This window comes from Methylicorpusculum oleiharenae (assembly GCF_009828925.2).
In the GTDB taxonomy this organism is placed as follows: domain Bacteria; phylum Pseudomonadota; class Gammaproteobacteria; order Methylococcales; family Methylomonadaceae; genus Methylicorpusculum; species Methylicorpusculum oleiharenae.
The window spans coordinates 2602544-2623040 of sequence record NZ_WUTY02000001.1 but is presented as its reverse complement, the minus strand read 5'-3'; the positions used below and the strand labels follow the sequence as shown (position 1 = coordinate 2623040).

Genomic DNA, 20497 nt, shown 5'->3' with positions numbered 1-20497 from the left:
ACGAGGCTGATGAAAGGAGCTCAAACTATATCGATAAAATGAGGTGTGTTTGCAGGGAATACACGATCGGCGAGGCCTTACAAGAGATAGTCAGGAAGGGTAGATAGTGACGGATGGTGTGAGGCGATATCTTTCGCTTGGACAGACTACTCATCGTCTGGGCGGCAAGCTCGACTGCAATATTGAGTCGCTGGGTAACATTGCAACGAGTCATCGGCTGACCATCTCGATTCGGCAGTAACGCGGCATCAGCATCTAATGCTGGATTACGTTTCAACCAAGCTCTGATTTCCTGGACCGTGCTTTTCCATAAAGGTGTCGAGCGTTGCTTGCGTCCCTTACCACGCAAGTGGACACAAGCCGATTCGCCCATGACGACATCGCCGACTTTGATACCAATGATTTCGGAAACCCGAGCGCCGGTGTTGTAAAGTAAGGTCAGTAATAGATGGTCGCGCTGGGATGTCCAGGTTTCACCGGGTTGGCCCAATATGGCTAACATCTCCTCGCGGCTCAGAAAACCCAGCATGGGTCGTTCGAACCGTTTCATGGGGATACCCAGCGCCTGTTCAATTACGAAAAATGACGATACGTCGCGTCGGGCGGCGAATTTCAAAAATGCGCGTAAGGCTGTCAGCCTCAAGTTCCGGCTACGCACGGTGTTGTGGCGTTGCAGTTCCAAGTGGTCCAGGAAGGCCAGGATCAAATCCGGGGTAATATCGGCCAATTTCACTGCCGTTGGCATTTTCCCCAGGCGATGCTGGGTGAAATCCAGGAATAGCAGCATGGCATCCCGATACGAGGCAATCGTGCGCGGACTCATGGCGCGTTGATTGACCAGATATTCGGTAAAAAACTGCTGGACCAAAGCCGAGAAGGAGACTGGATGGGGTGCTGTGGCTTCAGTCATGACACACCTCCGGTAACTGCGCAAAGGCTTCAAACCGATTGGCTGCCACGGCCATCAGCTCGGGAATACCCGTCATATACCAGTAAGTATTGGTGACCATGGCATGCCCGACATAAGTGGATAAAGCCAGCATCTGTCGGTCGACATCCATGCCTTGTGCCTGCCATAGCAGTATGCGGCGAACAACAAACGTATGGCGCAAGTCGTGAATGCGCGGACCATGATGGGCACCGCGATTGATCCAGCCCAATTGCTCACGTAATTGGATAAACACCCGATGAACCTGCCGAGAATCCAGTTTATGCCCGAGGAGTCGTCCCCGCGTACTGATAAAAAATGGCGTATCGTCCGTGACAGGGATATGGATGTCGCGTTGCGACCGATACTGTTTAAGCGCCTCTACCGTACTGGGATGAAGCGGTACATAGCGCGATTTGGCAAACTTGGTTTGCCGTATGGCAAGCATGCCAGTCTTTAAGTCGACATCAGAATCCAGTAAATGCAAGGCTTCGGAAATTCGCAGCCCCGTCGACGCGAGTAACCCGAACAATGTCTCGTAGGTAGCACCCCGCAAGCCTTGAATAAAGGAATCCAGGTTATGCGCGGCGGCCAGCAAATCGATGATCTCCTGCTCAGTATAAATATGCGGAGCCAAGCGCTGGCCGACTCGGCCAAAGATGCTGTCATCAGGTACCTCGGTGCGCGGTTCAAATTGTTGTAGGTAGCGGCAAAAGGAACGCAGATTCTTCAGTCGCCTGGCCCATGTGGCAGGATCATCGCTATGACCCTGGTCTTGCCGTGCCCAGTCTGCCATCAGCTCGACGGTTAGTGGTTCTTGGGTGTTCAAAGCATCAATATAATGAGCAAAACTGATGATTGAGTAGCCAGGCGAGCGCAAGCCAAAACCTAGTCGACGCCGTTCACGCAAGTAATTTTCGGCATGGGTTGTCATCGTAATAGGTATATTCATGATGCACTCCCAGGCCAAGGCAAGGCGACCGTTGCCAGGTTCTGGCTGTCGAGTTTGGCATAAACCAGTGTGGTATTGAGCGAGCGATGCCGCAAGACATCCGCCACTTCTTTGAGGGAGCTACCACTCTCCAGGAGTCTGCTGGCCATGGTATGCCTCAGCAAATGAGACCGCGTGTAGGGCAAGCCCGCTCGCGCATAAGCCTGGCGGATCGACTTCCGGATCAAATCAGGGCCGATAGGCTGATCGCGTGGCGCTATGTTACGAACGAACACCGCACGGTTACTGGTGGGTGGTCGTTCATACGTCAGGTAATCGGCAATCGCTTGACCGGTGGCCGCTGGTAAGGGCATGACATCTTCACGCCGTCCCTTGGTGCCATGTAGAGTAATCGTCGCCGCCGACCAATCGATGTCATCCAGGCTAAGATAAGCGACCTCGCTACTGCGCAGGCCCAGATCCAATGCGCAATGCACGATGGCCGCCGTTCGAAGCGCCGCCAGGCTATCCTGCGTAAGTGCGCTTAGCAAGCATTCTACTTCGTGCTTGGTCAGCGTTTTCGGTAGCGAGGCTTGTTGCCAGTTGGCCGGAAAACTGGTGACGCCGATCAGATGATGAACTGCATCGCCCAGGGTGGCGCGATAGCGAAAATAGCCGCGTAATGCCGAAACCGATGCACCGATACTGGCCGCCACGGAACATCGCGTGCTTTGGCTGGCTATGAACTGCTGAATCTGGTTCGGTTTGATCTCGGCAATCACCACTTCTCGATCGGCAAACTGCGCCAATAGCAGACAGCGAACGATACCAAGATACTGCTTACGTGTTGTGGCAGCGAGTCCGCGCACATGGCTCATGTGACCATCGAATCGTCGAAGTTCCTCGTCTACGGGCGTTTGGCCTATCGATGGATCGCCGATGATGGCATTGGCACGCAGGATTTTCAGCAAATGTCCCAGCGCCGCATGTAAATCTTTGGCATAAGAAAATGCCGGCTGCTCGCAGCAACAGCTTGGCAGGTGGTCATTTAGAAAATGTTGGATTAGCTTTTCATCGATGGTTTTGACATCAATATGGCTTTCGGTGATCCACTGAGCAAAATGCGTCAGTCCGGCAAGGTAATTATCAATGGTGTGGGATGCATAGCGGCAATCAAACAGGTGCAGCATAAATGCATCAACGAAGGGTGCCAATTGGCTGTCAAACAGCCAATTGCTTGTATGGTGATCAGATTTCATTCGAATCTCCTGAGGTGGGTGAGATTCCACTACAGGAGACAGGTAAAACTATGTCAAGCTAATGGCAGAGATAGCGTTCAATATCGCTGACATCGTGCCTTGCAGACTATAGCCATTTGGAGCTATACATAGTTGGGTACTATACATAGGGGTCGCTATGGATAGCTATCCATAGCGACCCTAAGGTGACATCCATAGCTTTGCGTTTAATGTCTGCAGTACTTCAATGAGCTGCCCTTCAATGCCACAGCTCAAACGCGGCAAAGCTCCTGGCTGTCATCACCGAGGCAAAGCTCTCTCCTCACGGGCGTCGCGGCTTGTACAGCATGCGAATGATCAAGAGTCATAATCAGGAAGCCCTTTGTCAAATTGGTCTTACGCAGTTGTACGCCCATTCCTAGTTTCAAATTTTTGCCTGGCAGATATAGCGTCCAACTCGCAGAACTGTTTCTTCATGCTTATTGGCATAGTACACACCCAAGATGCCTTCCTCATTGGCTGTGAGGTAACGCCAAGTGCCTTCTTCCAGCATGAGCTCCTTGAATAGCTTTGCATCCTGACTCACGTAAATGGCCGAGCTGTTGTTTTTCGTGAAGAGGCTCAAGTTTTTCAGAGGAAAGTACTCGTCAACATACAGCCTCGTTTCTTGCTTGCTCCATTCGTAGCCTTTGTCCGAGGTTAACATCTCGCCTCTATTGAAATACACCAGCCCGTCGCCGATGTTGGCAAGTAAGTTACTGTCACGGAAAGAATTTGTGCTTCCACCCCAAGTACAATCTTGCCATGCCTTGCCCGCTCCGTAATACATAACGAACGGAGGCGTTTCAGGTTTCTTTTTGTTTCGGATATAGGACCAGTCGTATTCACAGAAAGCCAATAGCGCTGTTTTCCCCGGAATGGAACAGATCGCATTAGCTTCTACTCCTTCAGAAAGTCGCGGCGTCTGATCCCAAGGTTGCCATGGCCCATCAAGAGTTTGCGCGCAATAGAGAATGACTTTTTTGTAGTGATCAGTTTTCGTGGAATCAGAGAAGAAACCTTTTTCGGTATAACAGTATTCTTGATGTTGATAAGCACACCATAACCATAGGCCATTGAAATGAATAATTTTTTCAAAAAAAATACGGCCATCATAGAATGGCAGTTTCGATGCTTCCGGTGCAGAAGTATGCTGCCAAGTAATAGCATCGCTGGAGTAATAGAATCCTTCGTCACGCGCCCCCGACCGTTCGCCGTTAGTGATCATCCATACGCCATTGACGACGTTGATTTCCTTAAAATAGATTTGGATGTCTGGGACATCGAGTTGTACTTCTTGCCATTGCTCCCCGTCTTCCCTACGATAAAACACTTCGTCTGAATCAATCCTTGCGACGATGAGCCAAATCTTACCGTCTGTCTTGATATAACGAATCTTGTCCGGTTCACAGGGTGGATTCTCGACTTGTTGCCATTCGATACTGAACAAGTGTTCCTTACCATCCTTCATGATGGTTACGGACTGCTTTTCCAGTTTTTCTAGCTGCTGTTGATGCAGATACTCCGCTCGCTTCTGTTCTTTGAACTTGAGGACGGATTGATCGAAACTTCCTTTAGCAAAAAATTCGAGTTGCTCCTTGGCGCCCTCACAAGCCTGGGAAAATGCGTCCAATGTGCCATTGATTTTATTATAGTAGTGCTCAAATTGATTACCCCAATCCTCATTATTAACCGAGTGATCCAAGTCGAAATCAGAATAGGGGATCGAGTCGTTGAACTCGAACGAAGGAAGGTTCCAGCGAGAAATCTCGCTATTCGCTTGAGATAACGCGGAACGCTTCTCTGAAAGAAAACCCTCCGCCTTCTTGCGGAACTGATTAAGGCCGGAGAGTGCAAGCTTTCGTCCTTGGGTACACACAGTGGCAGCAGCTTTATCGGTTAAATTGCTCAATAAACCACCGTCGGAAAAGCTGAAAAATACCGCATGCTCCATACCTTTTCTGTAAACTTCGTCCATCTCCAAGCCAAAACGAATAATTTCCCATCCTATTATATTGAGTCGTTTGATGGTCTCCGCGAAGCACTGATCAAAGCCAAAACCACGGTATCGTATGACATTTTTCCAACCTTGCGTATGGGAGGCTAGCTTGCTAACTGCATCCAGCACCTGAGACGCATCGCTTCCACTGATGATCACCAGCATGTTTTGAAGGCATTCCTTCAATTGATCTGGCTTGAGGATACCGATTATCGTCTTGATTTGTGAATTTTCAATCGACTTATCTGCTAGCGTCAGAAGGAAAAACACATCGAGTAACCATGTATATTTTTTATCGTCATCATCAAGCAGAGACTGCATGATCGGCTGGTATTCGTTATGCTTACGTGGATTATCGGCTAGTTCGATAATTTCTTTCTGCAGTTCAGGCAAACCGGACTTTTCCGCTAAAAGCGCGATAAACTCGCGAGCAGTCTCGTTCAATGACGCTGAATTTTCAACACACAACGCGAACAGAAGAAGATAATTGCGTTTCGATTCGTCGCTGTCGTTACTATCGAGAAATGTATGTGCACTGATTTCCGGAAGTGAAGAAATCAGCGGAACGACCTCTGGCTGAGATTCCTCTATGCCCTCGTCTTGCATGACATTCAGCCCATGTTCCTCCTTGTACACTTCAATAGCGAGCTGACTGCCTCCGATCATTTCGCAAATTAAATTACGAATGCTATATGTCGAGGAAAGCCCCGAGAATTCATCACCAAAAAACTTCGCTATAATTTTTTCGCGAGCCTCGTCGCTATTGCACAGTTCGTCGTCGCCGATTAAATCGACTATCTTCTCGTAGTGATCAGAAAGAAAATACAGAGCATTGAAACCAATGCCGGAAATATTCTTTTGAATGTAGTCCGAGTCCAGAGTATGTTCGTCAAACGATAAATCGATCATCATGCGGTACTGGTCAATACCAACGACTTCTATTTGGTCAATAAGCTCACTAATGAATTCCAGGAGTTTGATGTCCTCGTCGCAGTTGATATCAAGTTTCTCAAGCGTTGTTACAAGATAGTTGCTGATGTCGCGCTCGGCCAAAAGGACATTCTGATGGCTACGCATAAAATCGTATGTCAGACGTAAAATGAGTACCGTTTTCGGAATGGATTTGAAGCGGCGCTTATTCGCTTCGACGTTGAGAGACCAGTTATTGAAGCTAGTATTGTTTTCAACATGCCGTAGTCGGTTGTCAATCTTGTCGATAGCCTGTTCGAGGAAATCCCTAGTTTCAATGATGTATTCATTCATCGCGCCGAGATTGTTGCGGATGACGGCGATACTCTGAGCGTTGATTAGATTCTGCTGCTGCAGTTGTTGCAGGTAATGCCAAGCAAACTTTTGCATCTGCAGCATATCCTGCTGATTTAGCAACTGGTTTTCTTTCGTTTTGCCTGTGATGGCGTTGGCGAGACGATTGAAAAATCCAGCCTCGGATTGCTTGGCAAGCCTCTCCTGGCTCGTCGCTACCAATCTCGCAGCATCAAGCGCTAACTGCTGAGTAAAGGCAGCATTAGCTTTGTGTTTGCTAACCAAGGCATTGACTGCCTCAAGTTCAGCCCCTTCCAACTTTGTCTCAAAAATTTGCTGTTGTTCTGCTTGGTTCATTTTCTGTGTCAGAGGTTATTAATCTTATTTTTCAAGCGCACACTTTGCGCTTGCATAGTCTTGATTTGATGCGCGAAATGTTGCTCGGACAAATACAATCCTTTTTGGAATTCGGCATAATAGCCTTGGGAGAGATAAAGGTATCTCAAAGACTCGTGCGCGTTGATTCCATTGCTGACAACCTGTTGCGTGGCGGCAAGTGTGAGTCGAAAGGTTTTCTCGACGTGGTTGTCCAGCGCGATCGTCATCGCGAGTGATGTGATCATACCCCCTACTAAACTTCCAACGAGCGCGCCTACTGGTCCACCCAATCCGCCTATTGATGCTCCTACCGAGGCACCAACAACTGCAGCACTGGTTTGAAAAACATTCTTACCAGTGCGGGATTCCAATTCTTCAATGGTCATTTTGCCTGCAGCGTACAAAACAATGCATTGCACCGCATCCACAGCGCAGATTGTCAATCCGGCAACAGCTCCCGTTGCAAGACTGGTCTGGAAGGCTGACCCTGTGAAAAGTTCCGGAAGCGCACGCGCTGTCATAGAGACACTTGCGGTTGCTGCACCAGCCTTTAATGCGCTGTCACCGGCGGCGATTGCTGTATCCCGCATGATACACAGCGCCGCTTGCTCTGCGGTGATTTCTCCATCCCTTAGTTGCTTTATGCTTTGGAATGTGTTGATACAGCCAGCGGTCACCGCAGTGATAATGACCGCAGAACCTGCTGCTCGTATGCTTTGCTGGACTGTAGCTTTGTTCAGGTAACCGTTCTGCATGTTTTCGTGTAACTCTTTGCCCGTTTTCGAGCCGGTTCCTAACTGTTCTGCATCGCGCCTACTCAACGGAGTTGACTGGACCCCTTCAACATCGAGTTTTCCGGAAGTGTTATCGCGTACCTTTTCAGCCGCTCGTGAAACATCAGGCCGTGTTTGCTGGTTTTTCAACGCGGCCTTGTTCGCGGAAGTCTTAATATCATTAATCTGATCAGAAGGTCCCACAAACAAATCGCTTTTCTCATAACGATGAACACCGTCTTTGCTGGAGCGGAATGCCTTTTGCGTCTCATCCCCATTTTTGAAATATTTCAATTGTGCGCCAAGCACCTGCTCCCCATCCTTCATCACAACGATGTCGTGTATTTCATGATTTGTCTTTAGCGGCCAATTTGCGAACTTATCAGTAAAAGCACGTACATCATTATCTTTCAGGATGGCATCCAGGTTGAATGACTCCCCATGAAAGGTTTCAGCGGCAAAACCTCCTTTAGTTGCGCTGTTTTGCGCAGTTGCTGAAATATTACCCATGATGGTATTAGCTTGATTGATTTCACCAATCATCTGGCCAACTTTTTCTGCAGCCTGCGTCGGCCAAATTGGACATGCACTGATTGACTGGCTTATCGCTTTTTTACGTTCATTATTCATACAACCTCCTCACTAAAAGATTAGTAAAGTTACGGCAACTACATTGTAATTATTAGCGAGAGAGATCATTACTTGAGAGTGTCTAATTAGCCACATCATCATCAGTAAGCGGTTCACCACAAAGGATTTCAACACAACTCTAGGTTGTGATGATCGCAGAATCATACTCCGAGAATTGTGGTTCATTGCTCATTTTCGCGGGAATTCTTACGGTCCCTCTCTGTCATCCAATCTGCGATGAAAATTGCTGTTAGAAGTTTTCACGTTACACTTGTTTGCTTGCGCTAGGCGGTTGAATCGCAGCATTCTTAGCGTAATATTCCGGATAGGCAGCGCCGCGATTTTCATAAGCGGCTTAGGCTTAGGCTTTATCTGGATTTTTGCATTCAATTTATTGGCGGCAATTAGCCAGTTTTCAGTCATTGACAAAGGCCTGCTCTGTGTCGGCAATTGGCCGATACCCAACACTCAACAAAACCACAGAAGCTATTTTCCGAGCACCAAAAACAGCATTCACAAGGCACTGGCTTAACGCCAGTACCTTGTGTGCCGCTTAATAGTTAGCTTTTTCTACATACACTTGGAATTGATTGTACTGATTGCCATCCTGGCTTTTGGCTTTACCCAGCAACTGGATCAAGACCCTGTCGCCGGGCTGCGCATGTGATCTTTCCATGCCATTGGCGATGTAGGCATTCATGAATGCTGAAACCACCTCACCGTTCTCTCGTTCGACGATGATCGTTTTCTGTGGTCCGTACCGGTCATGAATAAATTCGCCAAAGCCTTTGATCGTGCCGATCAGTGGCTTGTGTTCCTCGTGATGCCAATGAATAGGCTGTTGTACTGTTAACTCGCCTGCTGCCATGGCTTTTAGCTTGGCATATTTATCTTTGCCGTTTTCATCAATGCGGTCATAGTCGGGATTTGTTTCGTAGTTGTCAAACATTAGGAGCTCCAAAAATATCAAAAACGCATCAATGAACAGTGTGGTTTATCGATGCAAGATAAGGAGAGTGCACTCTCCATATCATTAGGGGTTTTCTTGGGAGCTTGGCTAACATGCGAGGCAGATAGTGATTGGCGTTCTAAACCAGACGGATAGCCCGATATTTCGGAGACTCGATATATCTTCAAAACTGATTACCCAGGCTTCCGGTCCTCTTTGGAGTCTGCATTTCCATAGGTCTGCCCTAATTCGGACAAGCTTTTTCGACTGGGTACTCGTGGTTAGCAAATCCCCACCCCCTCTTTTATAGTTAAAATTGGCTGCCGTTTGCTTTTGATGAAACCTTTGATTAGAATCCTTATCACCTCGAAAAACTCAATTTAATGCATTCTAACCTCTGGTTTGTCTGAAACGACTTTTGTGGTTAAGCTTTAAGGCTGAACATCGTTCCTAGCACTCTATAACCACAGGCTTTCGACCAACGAATGGAAATCATCGACAACATCAACCACTTACTGGGTGAAAACCTGAAACGGACGATCAAGTCGAATGCCAAGCTAAAAATTGCCGCGTCGTGCTTTTCTATTTTCGCCTATGCAGCGCTGAAGAAAGATCTGGAAAAAGTTGAGTCGCTGGAGTTCATCTTCACCTCACCCACCTTCGTACCCCACGAAGCCACCGACAAAATCAAAAAAGAACAGCGTGAATTCCATATTCCCAAAGCAGGCCGAGAACGTAACTTCTACGGCAGCGAGTTTGAAATCCAGCTCAAAAACAAGCTGACGCAAAAAGCCATTGCCAAAGAATGCGCGGACTGGATGCGACGTAAAGCCACCTTTCGCTCCAATCGCAGCAAAGCCCCCATGCAACAATTCGCCTGTGTGGACAACAAGCAGGATGCCGCTATCTATATGCCTCTGCATGGTTTTACTGCGGTCGATTTGGGCTACCTTAAAGGTGACGCGGTTTCCAACATCGTCAACAAAATGGACGAGCCGACCAGTACCCGGGTTTTCCTGAGTTTGTTCGATCAAATTTGGAACGATCCAGAAAAGTTGGAGGATGTTACCGCCCGACTCTACGACCACATTGCTTCGGTCTATCAAGAAAACTCACCCGAACGCATCTATTTCCTGATGCTCTACAACATCTTTAATGAGTTTCTGGAAGACCTGAACGAAGATGTATTGCCGAACGACCGCACCGGTTACCAAGACAGTTTGATCTGGAAAAAGCTGTTCAACTTCCAAAAAGACGCGGCCACCGGCATCATCAATAAACTGGAAACCTACAATGGCTGCATCCTGGCCGATAGCGTGGGTCTCGGTAAAACCTTCACTGCGTTAGCTGTCATCAAATATTACGAACTGCGTAACCGGTCCGTATTGGTGCTGTGTCCGAAAAAACTGGCGGATAACTGGCTGACCTACAACCGCAATCTCACCACCAATATTTTCGTCAAGGATCGTTTCAACTATGACGTGCTGTGCCATACCGACCTATTGCGCACCAGCGGCGAATCCTACGGCATCCCGCTGAACAGGATCAATTGGGGCAACTACGATCTGGTGGTCATCGACGAATCGCATAACTTCCGCAATAACGACGCTTACAAGGATAAGGAAACCCGCTATCAAAAGCTGATGAATACCGTCATCAAGCAAGGTGTCAAAACCAAAGTGTTGATGCTGTCCGCCACGCCGGTCAACAACCGCTTTGCCGACTTGCGCAATCAATTAGCCTTAGCCTATGAAGGCGATTCGGATAATCTCAATCAAAAGCTCCGTACCGAAAAAGACATCGAAACCATCTTTAACCGAGCCCAGGCCGCATTCAACTTATGGTCTAACTTGCCACCGGAACAACGTACCGCCGCCACCATACTCAGCGCGCTGGATTTCGACTTTTTCGAACTGCTCGATAGCGTCACCATCGCCCGTTCCCGCAAACACATAGAGACCTTCTACGATACCGCCGACATCGGAAAATTTCCGGAACGCTTAAAACCGCTGTCGTTTCATTGTCCGTTGACCCTGCGCGACGACGTCATCGGTTTTAATGAGATTTTCAATCAATTGTCTCTGATGAAACTGGCGGTCTATGCGCCGATCAGTTACATCCTGCCCAGTCGCTTGGCCAAATATGAAGCCTTGTATGATACCCAAGTCGGTGGCGGCAGATTGAAGTTCAAACAGTCCGACCGGGAAAAGAGCCTGCAAGCCTTAATGACCACCAACTTGCTGAAACGTCTGGAAAGCTCGGTCCAAGCCTTCCGTTTGACCTTGCAAGGTTTAAAAGCTAATCATCAAAACACCCTCGCCAAAATCGACGACTTTCTTAAAACCGGCCATGCCGCCAACTTTGCCGATACCAGCGCGGCCTTCGAGAATGTCGACGAGGACGACGAAAACTTCCCCATGCCCGACGATGCCAGCATCGGCAGCAAGGTGCAGATCAATTTGGCCGATATGGATTTACCGTCCTGGCAGCACGATTTAAGCGCCGATTTGTTCGTAATTGATGCGCTTCTGGCGGAGATGAATAAGGTTAAACCCGAAGACGACGCCAAGCTGCAGCACCTGATAGAGCGGATTCACGCCAAGCTGGCCAACCCCATCAACGCCGGCAATAAAAAAGTGCTGATATTCACCGCCTTCGCCGATACCGCCCATTATCTTTATGCCAATCTGGCGGAAAGTCTGTTAGCCAGCCATCATCTGCATACGGGCAAAGTCACCGGTAGCGACAGCCCTAAATCCACGCTGAAAAAAACTTACGACTTCCAATCTCTGCTCACGTTGTTTTCGCCACGCTCCAAAGACAAAGCCGCCATTCTGCCTAACGAAACCGCAGAGATAGACATTCTGATCGGCACCGACTGTATTTCCGAAGGCCAAAACCTGCAAGATTGCGATTATCTGATCAACTACGACATTCACTGGAACCCGGTTCGCATCATTCAGCGCTTTGGCCGGGTGGATCGTATTGGTTCACAAAATAGCTGCATTCAATTGGTCAACTATTGGCCCGACATCAGCCTGGACGAATACATCAATCTCAAGGAACGCGTCGAAAACCGGATGATGATCGCTGACGTCACCGCCACAGGCGACGACAACGTGCTGGTTACGCAATCCCATGATGTGACTTACCGCAAGGAGCAATTGCGGCGTTTGCAGGAAGAAGTCATTGAAATGGAAGACTTGAAAACCGGCGTGTCGATCACCGACTTAGGGCTAAACGACTTTCGGATGGATTTACTCAACTACGTCAAAACCCATGGCGACCTTGCCAACATTCCCAGTGGCATGCATGCCGTCGTACCCGCCACCCCTTCTATTGGCCTATTGCCCGGCGTGATTTTCACCCTGCGTAATCGCAACCACGGCATCAACATCAACCAACATAACCGCCTGCACCCTTATTACCTGGTCTACATCGGTCAGGACGGCGCCATCATTACCGATCATACCGAAGTCAAACGCTTACTCGATTTAGTCCGCACCGCTTGCAGAGGTCAAGCTCAACCGATCAGCACCGTTTGCCGCTTGTTCAATCAAGCCACCGAAGACGGTCGCAACATGCACGCCTATTCAAACTTGCTGGATCAAGCCATTCGTTCGATGATGGACGTTAAAGAAGAAAAAGATCTGGACAGCCTGTTTAGCGGCGGTCGAACCACCGCATTAGTGGATACCATCGCAGGGTTGGATGATTTTGAATTAATCGCCTTCATCGTAATACAGGGCAATGCATGAATGCCGCCTTGTTCGCTTACCCTAAGCAAGCTCAATATGGCCGGGTGCTCAGCAAAAACAAAATCTACAAACACGCCGTACCCAGCGCGGCGATCAAAACCCTATTCATCGAACAAGTCGAGCAAATCGTCTGGCAGTTCAAACTGGCGCCGGAAACCATCAATCTGCCCGCCAAACCGGCCGTCCCGGAAATCCAAATCTTCGATGTGACGCTTAAAACACCGGCGCTGGATCATGAAGTGTTACGCTGCATAGATAAAGCCATTCCGTTTCCGATCATTTTTCAATTGCTTTACGACCAGCGTATTCAACCAATAGCCACCTACAAACGACCCAATGAAGCGGATACAGCCAAATGGGTCATTGATGGGTACTTTTCGGCGGGTTGGTTACCAGAAGATACGATACGCGAACCCTTGCCAATTGCCCTGGATTTGCAGGCTTTATACGAACAATTGCTCCGCAAACTGTTACCCTTACCGCAGCGCGCACAAGAACCATTAAAAGAACATGTCGCACGCATCAACCAATGGCAAGGCAAACAAAACGAATACCAAAAATACCAAACGCGGCTCAATAAGGAAAAGCAGTTCAACCGCAAGGTTGAGATCAACGCCCAAGTGCGCCGCCTGAAAACCGAACTAGAACAGCTAGCCAGCTAATACCGAGAAACACCCCACATGGACAAATTGAAACTGCATACGCCGGACTTTACCGATGCCAACATCGTCAAGCTCGCCGAGTTATTCCCCAACTGCGTCACGGAAAGCCTGGATGCTCAAGGCCAACTCAAACGGGCGATTGACTTTGATTTATTGAAACAGGAACTGTCCAGCTCGCTTGTCGAAGGTCCGCAAGAACGTTATCAATTGAATTGGCCCGGCAAGCGAGAAGCGCTGTTGACCGCCAATGCACCCATTGCCAAAACCTTGCGCCCCTGCCGCGAAGAAAGTGTCGATTTCGACACCACGCAAAACCTGTATATCGAGGGCGACAATCTGGATGCACTGAAACTGCTGCAAGAGACTTATTTGGGCAAGGTCAAGTTGATTTATATCGATCCGCCGTATAACACGGGTAATGACTTTATTTATGAAGATGATTTTGCCGAGGATAACGCCGCCTATTTACAGCGGTCTAATCAGAAAGATGAAGTGGGGAATCGCTTAGTTGCGAACAATGAATCGAATGGACGGTTTCATTCTGACTGGTTGACTATGATGTATACGCGCTTGAAACTGGCTAGGAATTTATTGCAGGATGATGGGGTTATCTTTATCTCGATTGATGATGGTGAAATTGCAAATCTTAGAAGACTTTGTGATGAGATTTTTGGCGAAGAAAATTTTGAGGCTGATATTGCATGGCAAAAAAGGTATACAAGAAGTAATAATACTGTTGATTTTACGACTGTTGTTGAGCACATTATTGTTTACTCAAAGTCAGAATCGTTTGTTGTAAATCTGTTGCCAAGATCGGACGAAGCAGATGCTCGTTATACAAATCCTGACAATGATCCACGAGGCCCATGGAAGGGTGCGTCATTCCTAAATCCAGCTTCTCCTCAAGAAAGGCCAAACCTCTGTTATCCAATTCAAAATCCGTTTACAAAAAATATTACAAATCCAACAACTAACGCATGGCGAAGATCAAAAAGTGAATTTGAGCGATTAGCTTCCGAGAATCTCCTGTATTGGGGAATTAATAGGACACAGGATGTTCCTTCCATTAAGATGTTTTTATCTGAGGCGCGAGGTTTAACACCAATCAATTTTTGGGGGCATGAATATGCCGGGAATACCGATCAAGGAACCCAAAACTTAGAAGAGTTATTGGGGAAAAAGATTTTTAATAATCCGAAACCAATATCTCTCATAAAAAGAGTTCTTGAGCACGCTTCGCAATTCGATGATTTGATTCTCGATTTCTTCTCTGGCTCAGCCACTACCGCCCACACAGTAATGCAGCTCAACGCTGAAGATGGTGGCAAGAGAAAATTCATCATGGTTCAACTACCAGAAATTTGCGATAAGAAGACCGAAGCTTACAGAGCTGGTTATAAAACCATAGCCGAAATCGGCAAAGAACGCATTCGCCGCGCCGGACAAAAAATCAAACAAGACAACGCCGATAAACCCGGTATAGACCAATTAGACGTTGGCTTCCGCGTATTGAAAGTCGATAGTTCCAACATGAACGACATCTACTACACTCCGGATGCGCTGAAACAGGGTGACTTGTTCAACTTCGTCGATAACGTCCGCGTGGATCGCACTGAAGAGGACTTGTTGTTTCAAGTGTTGCTGGATTGGGGTGTGGATCTAAGCCTGCCGATTACCCGCGAAACCATTGCTGGCTTATCGGTACTGTTTGTTGATGGCAACGCCCTCGCCGCCTGCTTCGACGACACCGGCGGCATTACCGAAGACTTCGTCAAGCAACTCGCGGTCCGCCAACCGATGCGCGTGGTGTTCCGTGATGCCGGTTTCGCCAGCGACAGCGTCAAAATCAACATCGAACAAATCTTCAAGCTGCTGTCGCCCAGCACGGAAATAAAGACAATCTGAGAAGGAAAAACCATGAAAATCGAAACCTTGCGGATAAAAAACTTTAAAGCCTTCAAGGATGTTGAAATGCTGGATATTCCCAGCTTTTGCGTGATTGTCGGTGCCAATGGTACGGGTAAAAGTACCCTCTTTAACGTTTTTGGTTTTTTAAAAGATGCTCTTACCACCAACGTAACCACGGCGCTGATCAAACAAGGTGGAAACCGAGGCTTTAGAGAGGTGAGGACTCGAAACAGCCAAGAGCCCATTGAAATTGAAATTAAATTTCGAGATAAGCCCGACAGCCCCCTGATAACCTATTTTCTTCAAATAAACGAACAGCATGGCAAGCCTGTAGTTGAACGTGAAATATTGAAATATAGGCGTGGCAGTGGTGGACAACCCTGGCACTTCCTGGATTTCTCTGAAGGTAAAGGTGTTGCGGTGACGAATGAGCTGGAGTCTGTCCGTGATGTCAATGAATTGAAACGGGAAGAACAATCACTTAAATCTCCCGATATACTCGCGGTTAAAGGCCTTGCACAATTCGAGCGCTTTCCAGCCGTGGTGGCGCTCGGAAATCTGATTGAAAACTGGCATGTTTCAGACTTTCATATCAGTAAGGCAAGGCCCGAACAAGAAGCGGGCTTCGCTGATCATTTATCCCGCGAAGGAGAAAACTTATCTCTGTTCATCCAGTATTTATATCAGTTTCACCGAAGTGCTTTTAACGAAATCATTTCAAAAATTAAACATCGTGTCCCCGGCATTACTAGTGTCGAGACAAAGACTACAGAAGAAGGCCGAGTGCTGTTGAAGTTTCAAGACGGCGCCTTTGAAGATCCTTTTTTAGCCAGGTATGTTTCCGACGGTACGATAAAAATGCTGGCTTATTTAACGCTGCTTTACGATCCAATCCCACATCCATTGTTATGCGTTGAAGAGCCGGAAAATCAACTCTATCCAAAGTTGTTGTGGGAATTGGCCGAAGAGTTTAGAGCTTATTCACTGCGAGGTGGTCAAGTGTTTGTTTCCACACATTCGCCTGATTTTTTGAACGCCACGCAACTTGAAGAAGTGTTTTGGTTGGTTAAACAAAACGGTTACACTCAGATAAAAAGGGCCTCTCAAGATGAGCAAATTGCCGCCTACATGAAAGATGGCGATCAAATGGGTTACCTCTGGAAACAAGGATTTTTTGATGGAGTTGATCCTGAATGACTTATCTGGTTTTTTTGCTGGAAGAACCTTCAGCAGCAGAAATGTTGAAGGGGATTTTGCCAAGGCTATTACCGGCTGAGATTGCCGTAAAATATATTGTCTTTGAAGGGAAACAGGATTTGGAAAAGCAGTTGGAACGCCGATTGAAAGGTTGGAACCAGCCCAATTCCGCTTTTTTAGTCATGCGCGATAAAGACAGCGGCGACTGCGTGATGATTAAAAATCGTCTCATGGAGAAAGTGATGGCTACCGGAAAGCAAGATTCTACTGTCGTGAGAATTGCTTGTACGGAATTGGAAAGTTTTTATTTGGGTGACCTCAAGGCTGTTGAGGATGGGCTTAACATGCCAAACCTTGCCAAAAAACAGAACGTTAAAAAATTCCGTACGCCTGATTTGCTTTCGAACGCATCAGAGGAACTGTTTAAACTGACAGATAGAAGGTATCAAAAGGTTTCCGGCTCCAGGGAGATAGGGCCTCACCTGAAGATTGATGGATCCAACAATTCCCATAGTTTCAATGTATTGTTAGCAGGTATCGACAAACTGCTTGGAATGATCGCATGAAACTCAAATTTAAGAAGCAAGCATACCAATCTCATGCGGTTGATGCCGTGGTCGAGTGTTTTGCCGGACAAACTTACAGCAGCGGCTTTAAATATCAAATTGACCCCGGCCGCAGTGCCCACGGTCAATCGCAGGATGGCTTATTGGAGCATGCGGGATTTCGCAACGAGGCGATTGCGCACAGTCAGACACAGTTGTTGGAGAATATTCGCGCCGTGCAGCGCCGGCAAAATCTGCCCATTTCCGATGCGGTGGTAGTCGATAAGAAAACCGGCTGCACTATCAATCTGGATATAGAGATGGAGACTGGTACCGGGAAGACGTATTGCTATATCAAAACCCTGTTCGAGCTTAATAAACGCTATGGCTGGAGCAAGTTCATCATCGTGGTCCCCAGTATTGCGATAAGAGAAGGCGTTTATAAAACCCTGCAAATTACCGCTGAGCACTTTCTGGAAAACTACGGCAAGAAAGCCCGGTTTTTTATCTATAACTCCAAGCAATTGCATAACCTGGAAAGCTTTTCGTCGGATGCCGGTATTAACGTGATGGTGATCAATGTCCAGGCGTTTAATGCTACCGGTAAAGATGCGCGGCGGATCAATGTGGAATTGGACGATTTTCAGTCCCGAAAGCCGATTGATGTGATTAAGAGCAATCGCCCGATTCTGATTTTGGATGAACCGCAGAAGATGGAGGGCACCAAGACGCTGGAGTCGTTGAAGGAATTTAATCCGTTGATGATTTTGCGTTATTCGGCAACCCACAAAACCGAATACAACAAAATCCATCGACTCGATGCGCTGGATGCGTATAACCAAAAACTGGTCAAGAAAATCCAGGTACGCGGCATTTCGTTGAAGAATCTGGCAGGCACCAATGCCTATTTGTATTTGGGCGGTGTCGATATTTCCAAAACCAAGCCGCCGGTGGTCAGTGTTGAACTGGAAATCAAGCAATCCAGCGGTATCAAGCGGGTGTTGCGCAAGCTCAACAAAGGCGATAACTTGTTTGAGCTTTCCGGCAATCTGGATCAGTACAAAGGCTTTGTGGTCTCAGATATTAATGCTAACACCCAAACATTGAGCTTTACCAATGGCGTTGAATTGGTGGTTGGCGAAGCAACCGGCGATTTAGACGAATCCGCCTTGCGCCGCATTCAAATCCGCGAAGCCATCAAAGCCCATTTCGAAAAAGAACAGGTGCTGTATCAGCAAGGCATCAAGACCTTGACACTGTTTTTTATCGACTCGGTTGCGAAGTATCGGCAATACGATGCAGCGGGCGAATCAACCGGTGAATATGCGCAAATCTTTGAAGAAGAATATCAGTTAAAGCTCAATGAAGTGCTTAGCTTGGACGACAACCCCTATAACGATTATTTGCGTGGCATTTCTCCCGGCAAAACCCATCAGGGTTACTTTTCAATCGATAAGAAAAGCAAACGCTTAATTGATCCGGAAACCGGGAAAAAATCCAGCGAAACCGACGATGTCGATGCCTATGATTTGATCCTGAAGAACAAAGAGCGGCTATTGTCACTGTCCGAGCCGGTGCGTTTTATCTTTTCTCATTCGGCTTTACGTGAAGGCTGGGATAATCCCAATGTGTTTGTGATCTGCACCTTGAAGCACAGCGACAATACCACAACCCGTCGGCAGGAAGTTGGGCGCGGCATGCGGCTTTGCGTCAATCAAATTGGCGAACGTATGGATCACCCGGCAACCGTGCATCAAATCAATGTACTGAGTGTCGTAACCAGCGACAGCTATACCGAGTTTGTTTCAGGACTGCAAAGCGAACTCAGCAATGCTTTGTCGGCCCGTCCGCGTGTGGCCGATGAGAAATATTTTACCGGCAAGGTGCTGCGTACTGCCGATGGCGATGTCGAAGTGACGCCGCAACTGGCGAAGCATATTTACAAATATCTACTGAAAAACGATTACACCGATGCCGAAGACAAAATTGCTCCGGCTTATCACGAAGCCAAGGAAACCGGCAATTTGGCAGATCTACCCGCCGAACTGACTCCCTATGCGACGCAGGTATTTGAACTGATCGACAGCGTGTTTACCAACGCGTCTCTACCAACGATTGAGGATGATCGCAAAGCCAAGCTCAATCCACTGAACGACAACTTCGATAAGAAGGAATTTAAGGCGCTGTGGGAAAAGATCAATCGCAAAGCGGCTTATGCTGTGGATTTTGATAGCAAGGAGCTGGTTAAAAAGTGCATCCCTGCCCTGAACGCTGAGCTGAAAGTCAGCCACTTGCTGTACACCGTAGCGACCGGCGAACAAAAAGAAGATGTCACTTACGATGCGTTAAAAGCCGGTGAAACGTTCGTGACCGGCAGAACCGAAACCGGCAAACTGAATAATTCGGTGCATTCTGCTGTGAAGTACGACTTGATCGGCAAACTTACCGAAGCCACTCAACTGACCCGCAAAACGGTCGGCAGCATTCTGCAAGGGATCAAACAGGACACGTTTCATCAATTCACGATCAATCCGGAAGACTTTATTGCCAAGGCCGCACGCTTGATCAACGAACAAAAAGCCACCGTCATCATCGAACATCTGTCCTACGACGAAATTACCGAAAGCCACAGCACCGATATTTTTACCCAGAATCAGCAAAGGATCGACATCACCAAGGCCGGCGAAAAACTAAACCGGCATATCTACGATTACGTCGTCACCGATTCCAAGATCGAACGTGAATTTGCTAAAGCGTTAGATATCAGCGAGGAAGTGGTCGTCTATGCAAAACTACCGAGAGGCTTTTTTATTCCGACTCCGGTAGGTGAATACAATCCGGATTGGGCTATTTCTTTCAAGGAAGGCACGGTCAAGCATATTTACTTCATCGCCGAAACCAAGGGATCTATGTCGTCGATGGAGTTAAGAGCGATAGAACAATCGAAAATTGAATGCGCCCGAAAGTTCTTCTCGAAGATCACGTCGGAGCAAGTGAAGTATGAAGTGGTGGATAGTTATGGGCAGTTGATGGGGTTGGTGAAGTAGGCAGGGTCGATGGTTATTGGTAATGTTATTTTATAATTGTAGTGTAAAGATGTTCATGACATTTTGGACAACAATTACCGCCCGCCTCGGGTCCTTCCCATTGAATTCGGCACATAACGCATTTGAATCGGACTATTCTATGGGTCGAGAAAGGCGGCCGATTCGTTAGAATTCCAGGCAGAGGAATGTCCTTTGAAGAGCCCTTTATGGGAACAATTCTATACTCAAGGATATTTCCTTGACACTTTAAAT

General features: G+C 47.6%; 12 protein-coding genes. 6 read left to right on the top strand and 6 right to left on the bottom strand.

The window, feature by feature from the left end:
* Positions 1–25 precede the first annotated feature (25 nt).
* The 6 genes from GO003_RS11870 to GO003_RS11845 form a co-directional block, all read right to left on the bottom strand.
* On the bottom strand, positions 26–910 hold the full coding sequence (locus GO003_RS11870; protein WP_231088960.1) for a tyrosine-type recombinase/integrase: 885 nt from the start codon (positions 908–910) through the stop codon (positions 26–28).
* Entirely contained in the window at positions 903–1880 is a 978-nt protein-coding gene (locus GO003_RS11865; RefSeq protein WP_159657609.1) for a tyrosine-type recombinase/integrase, read from the bottom strand. Before GO003_RS11865 ends, GO003_RS11870 begins: the two co-directional genes overlap by 8 nt.
* A complete protein-coding gene (locus GO003_RS11860; RefSeq protein ID WP_159657607.1) occupies positions 1877–3118 on the bottom strand; it encodes a site-specific integrase in 1242 nt (413 codons plus the stop codon). The genes GO003_RS11865 and GO003_RS11860 overlap by 4 nt, the downstream gene beginning before the upstream one ends.
* A gap of 403 nt (positions 3119–3521) precedes the next feature.
* Entirely contained in the window at positions 3522–6755 is a 3234-nt protein-coding gene (locus GO003_RS11855) for a hypothetical protein (protein ID WP_159653295.1), read from the bottom strand.
* A gap of 8 nt (positions 6756–6763) precedes the next feature.
* Positions 6764–8179 carry a hypothetical protein gene (locus GO003_RS11850; protein WP_159653297.1) on the bottom strand — a complete coding sequence of 472 codons (1416 nt, stop codon included), beginning with the start codon at positions 8177–8179 and terminating at the stop codon, positions 6764–6766.
* A 553-nt stretch (positions 8180–8732) separates the two neighbouring features.
* Positions 8733–9128, bottom strand: coding sequence for a hypothetical protein (locus GO003_RS11845; RefSeq protein ID WP_159653301.1), 396 nt, complete (start codon positions 9126–9128; stop codon positions 8733–8735).
* Positions 9129–9613: 485 nt separating this feature from the next.
* On the opposite strand from GO003_RS11845, the gene GO003_RS11840 reads away from it, so the two are divergent.
* The 6 genes from GO003_RS11840 (at position 9614) to GO003_RS11815 (ending at position 20245) form a co-directional block, all read left to right on the top strand.
* Positions 9614–12886: a helicase-related protein gene (locus tag GO003_RS11840; protein ID WP_159653303.1), complete on the top strand. Its 3273-nt coding sequence runs from the start codon at positions 9614–9616 to the stop codon at positions 12884–12886.
* A complete protein-coding gene (locus GO003_RS11835; protein WP_159653305.1) occupies positions 12883–13548 on the top strand; it encodes a DUF4391 domain-containing protein in 666 nt (221 codons plus the stop codon). The genes GO003_RS11840 and GO003_RS11835 overlap by 4 nt, the downstream gene beginning before the upstream one ends.
* A gap of 153 nt (positions 13549–13701) precedes the next feature.
* Positions 13702–15453 carry a site-specific DNA-methyltransferase gene (locus GO003_RS11830; RefSeq protein WP_206444593.1) on the top strand — a complete coding sequence of 584 codons (1752 nt, stop codon included), beginning with the start codon at positions 13702–13704 and terminating at the stop codon, positions 15451–15453.
* Positions 15454–15465: 12 nt separating this feature from the next.
* Positions 15466–16653 carry an AAA family ATPase gene (locus GO003_RS11825; RefSeq protein WP_159653309.1) on the top strand — a complete coding sequence of 396 codons (1188 nt, stop codon included), beginning with the start codon at positions 15466–15468 and terminating at the stop codon, positions 16651–16653.
* Positions 16650–17219, top strand: a complete 570-nt coding sequence (locus GO003_RS11820; protein ID WP_159653311.1) for a DUF4276 family protein — start codon at positions 16650–16652, stop codon at positions 17217–17219. Before GO003_RS11825 ends, GO003_RS11820 begins: the two co-directional genes overlap by 4 nt.
* Positions 17216–20245: a type III restriction-modification system endonuclease gene (locus GO003_RS11815; protein WP_159653313.1), complete on the top strand. Its 3030-nt coding sequence runs from the start codon at positions 17216–17218 to the stop codon at positions 20243–20245. The genes GO003_RS11820 and GO003_RS11815 overlap by 4 nt, the downstream gene beginning before the upstream one ends.
* Positions 20246–20497: the final 252 nt, after the last annotated feature.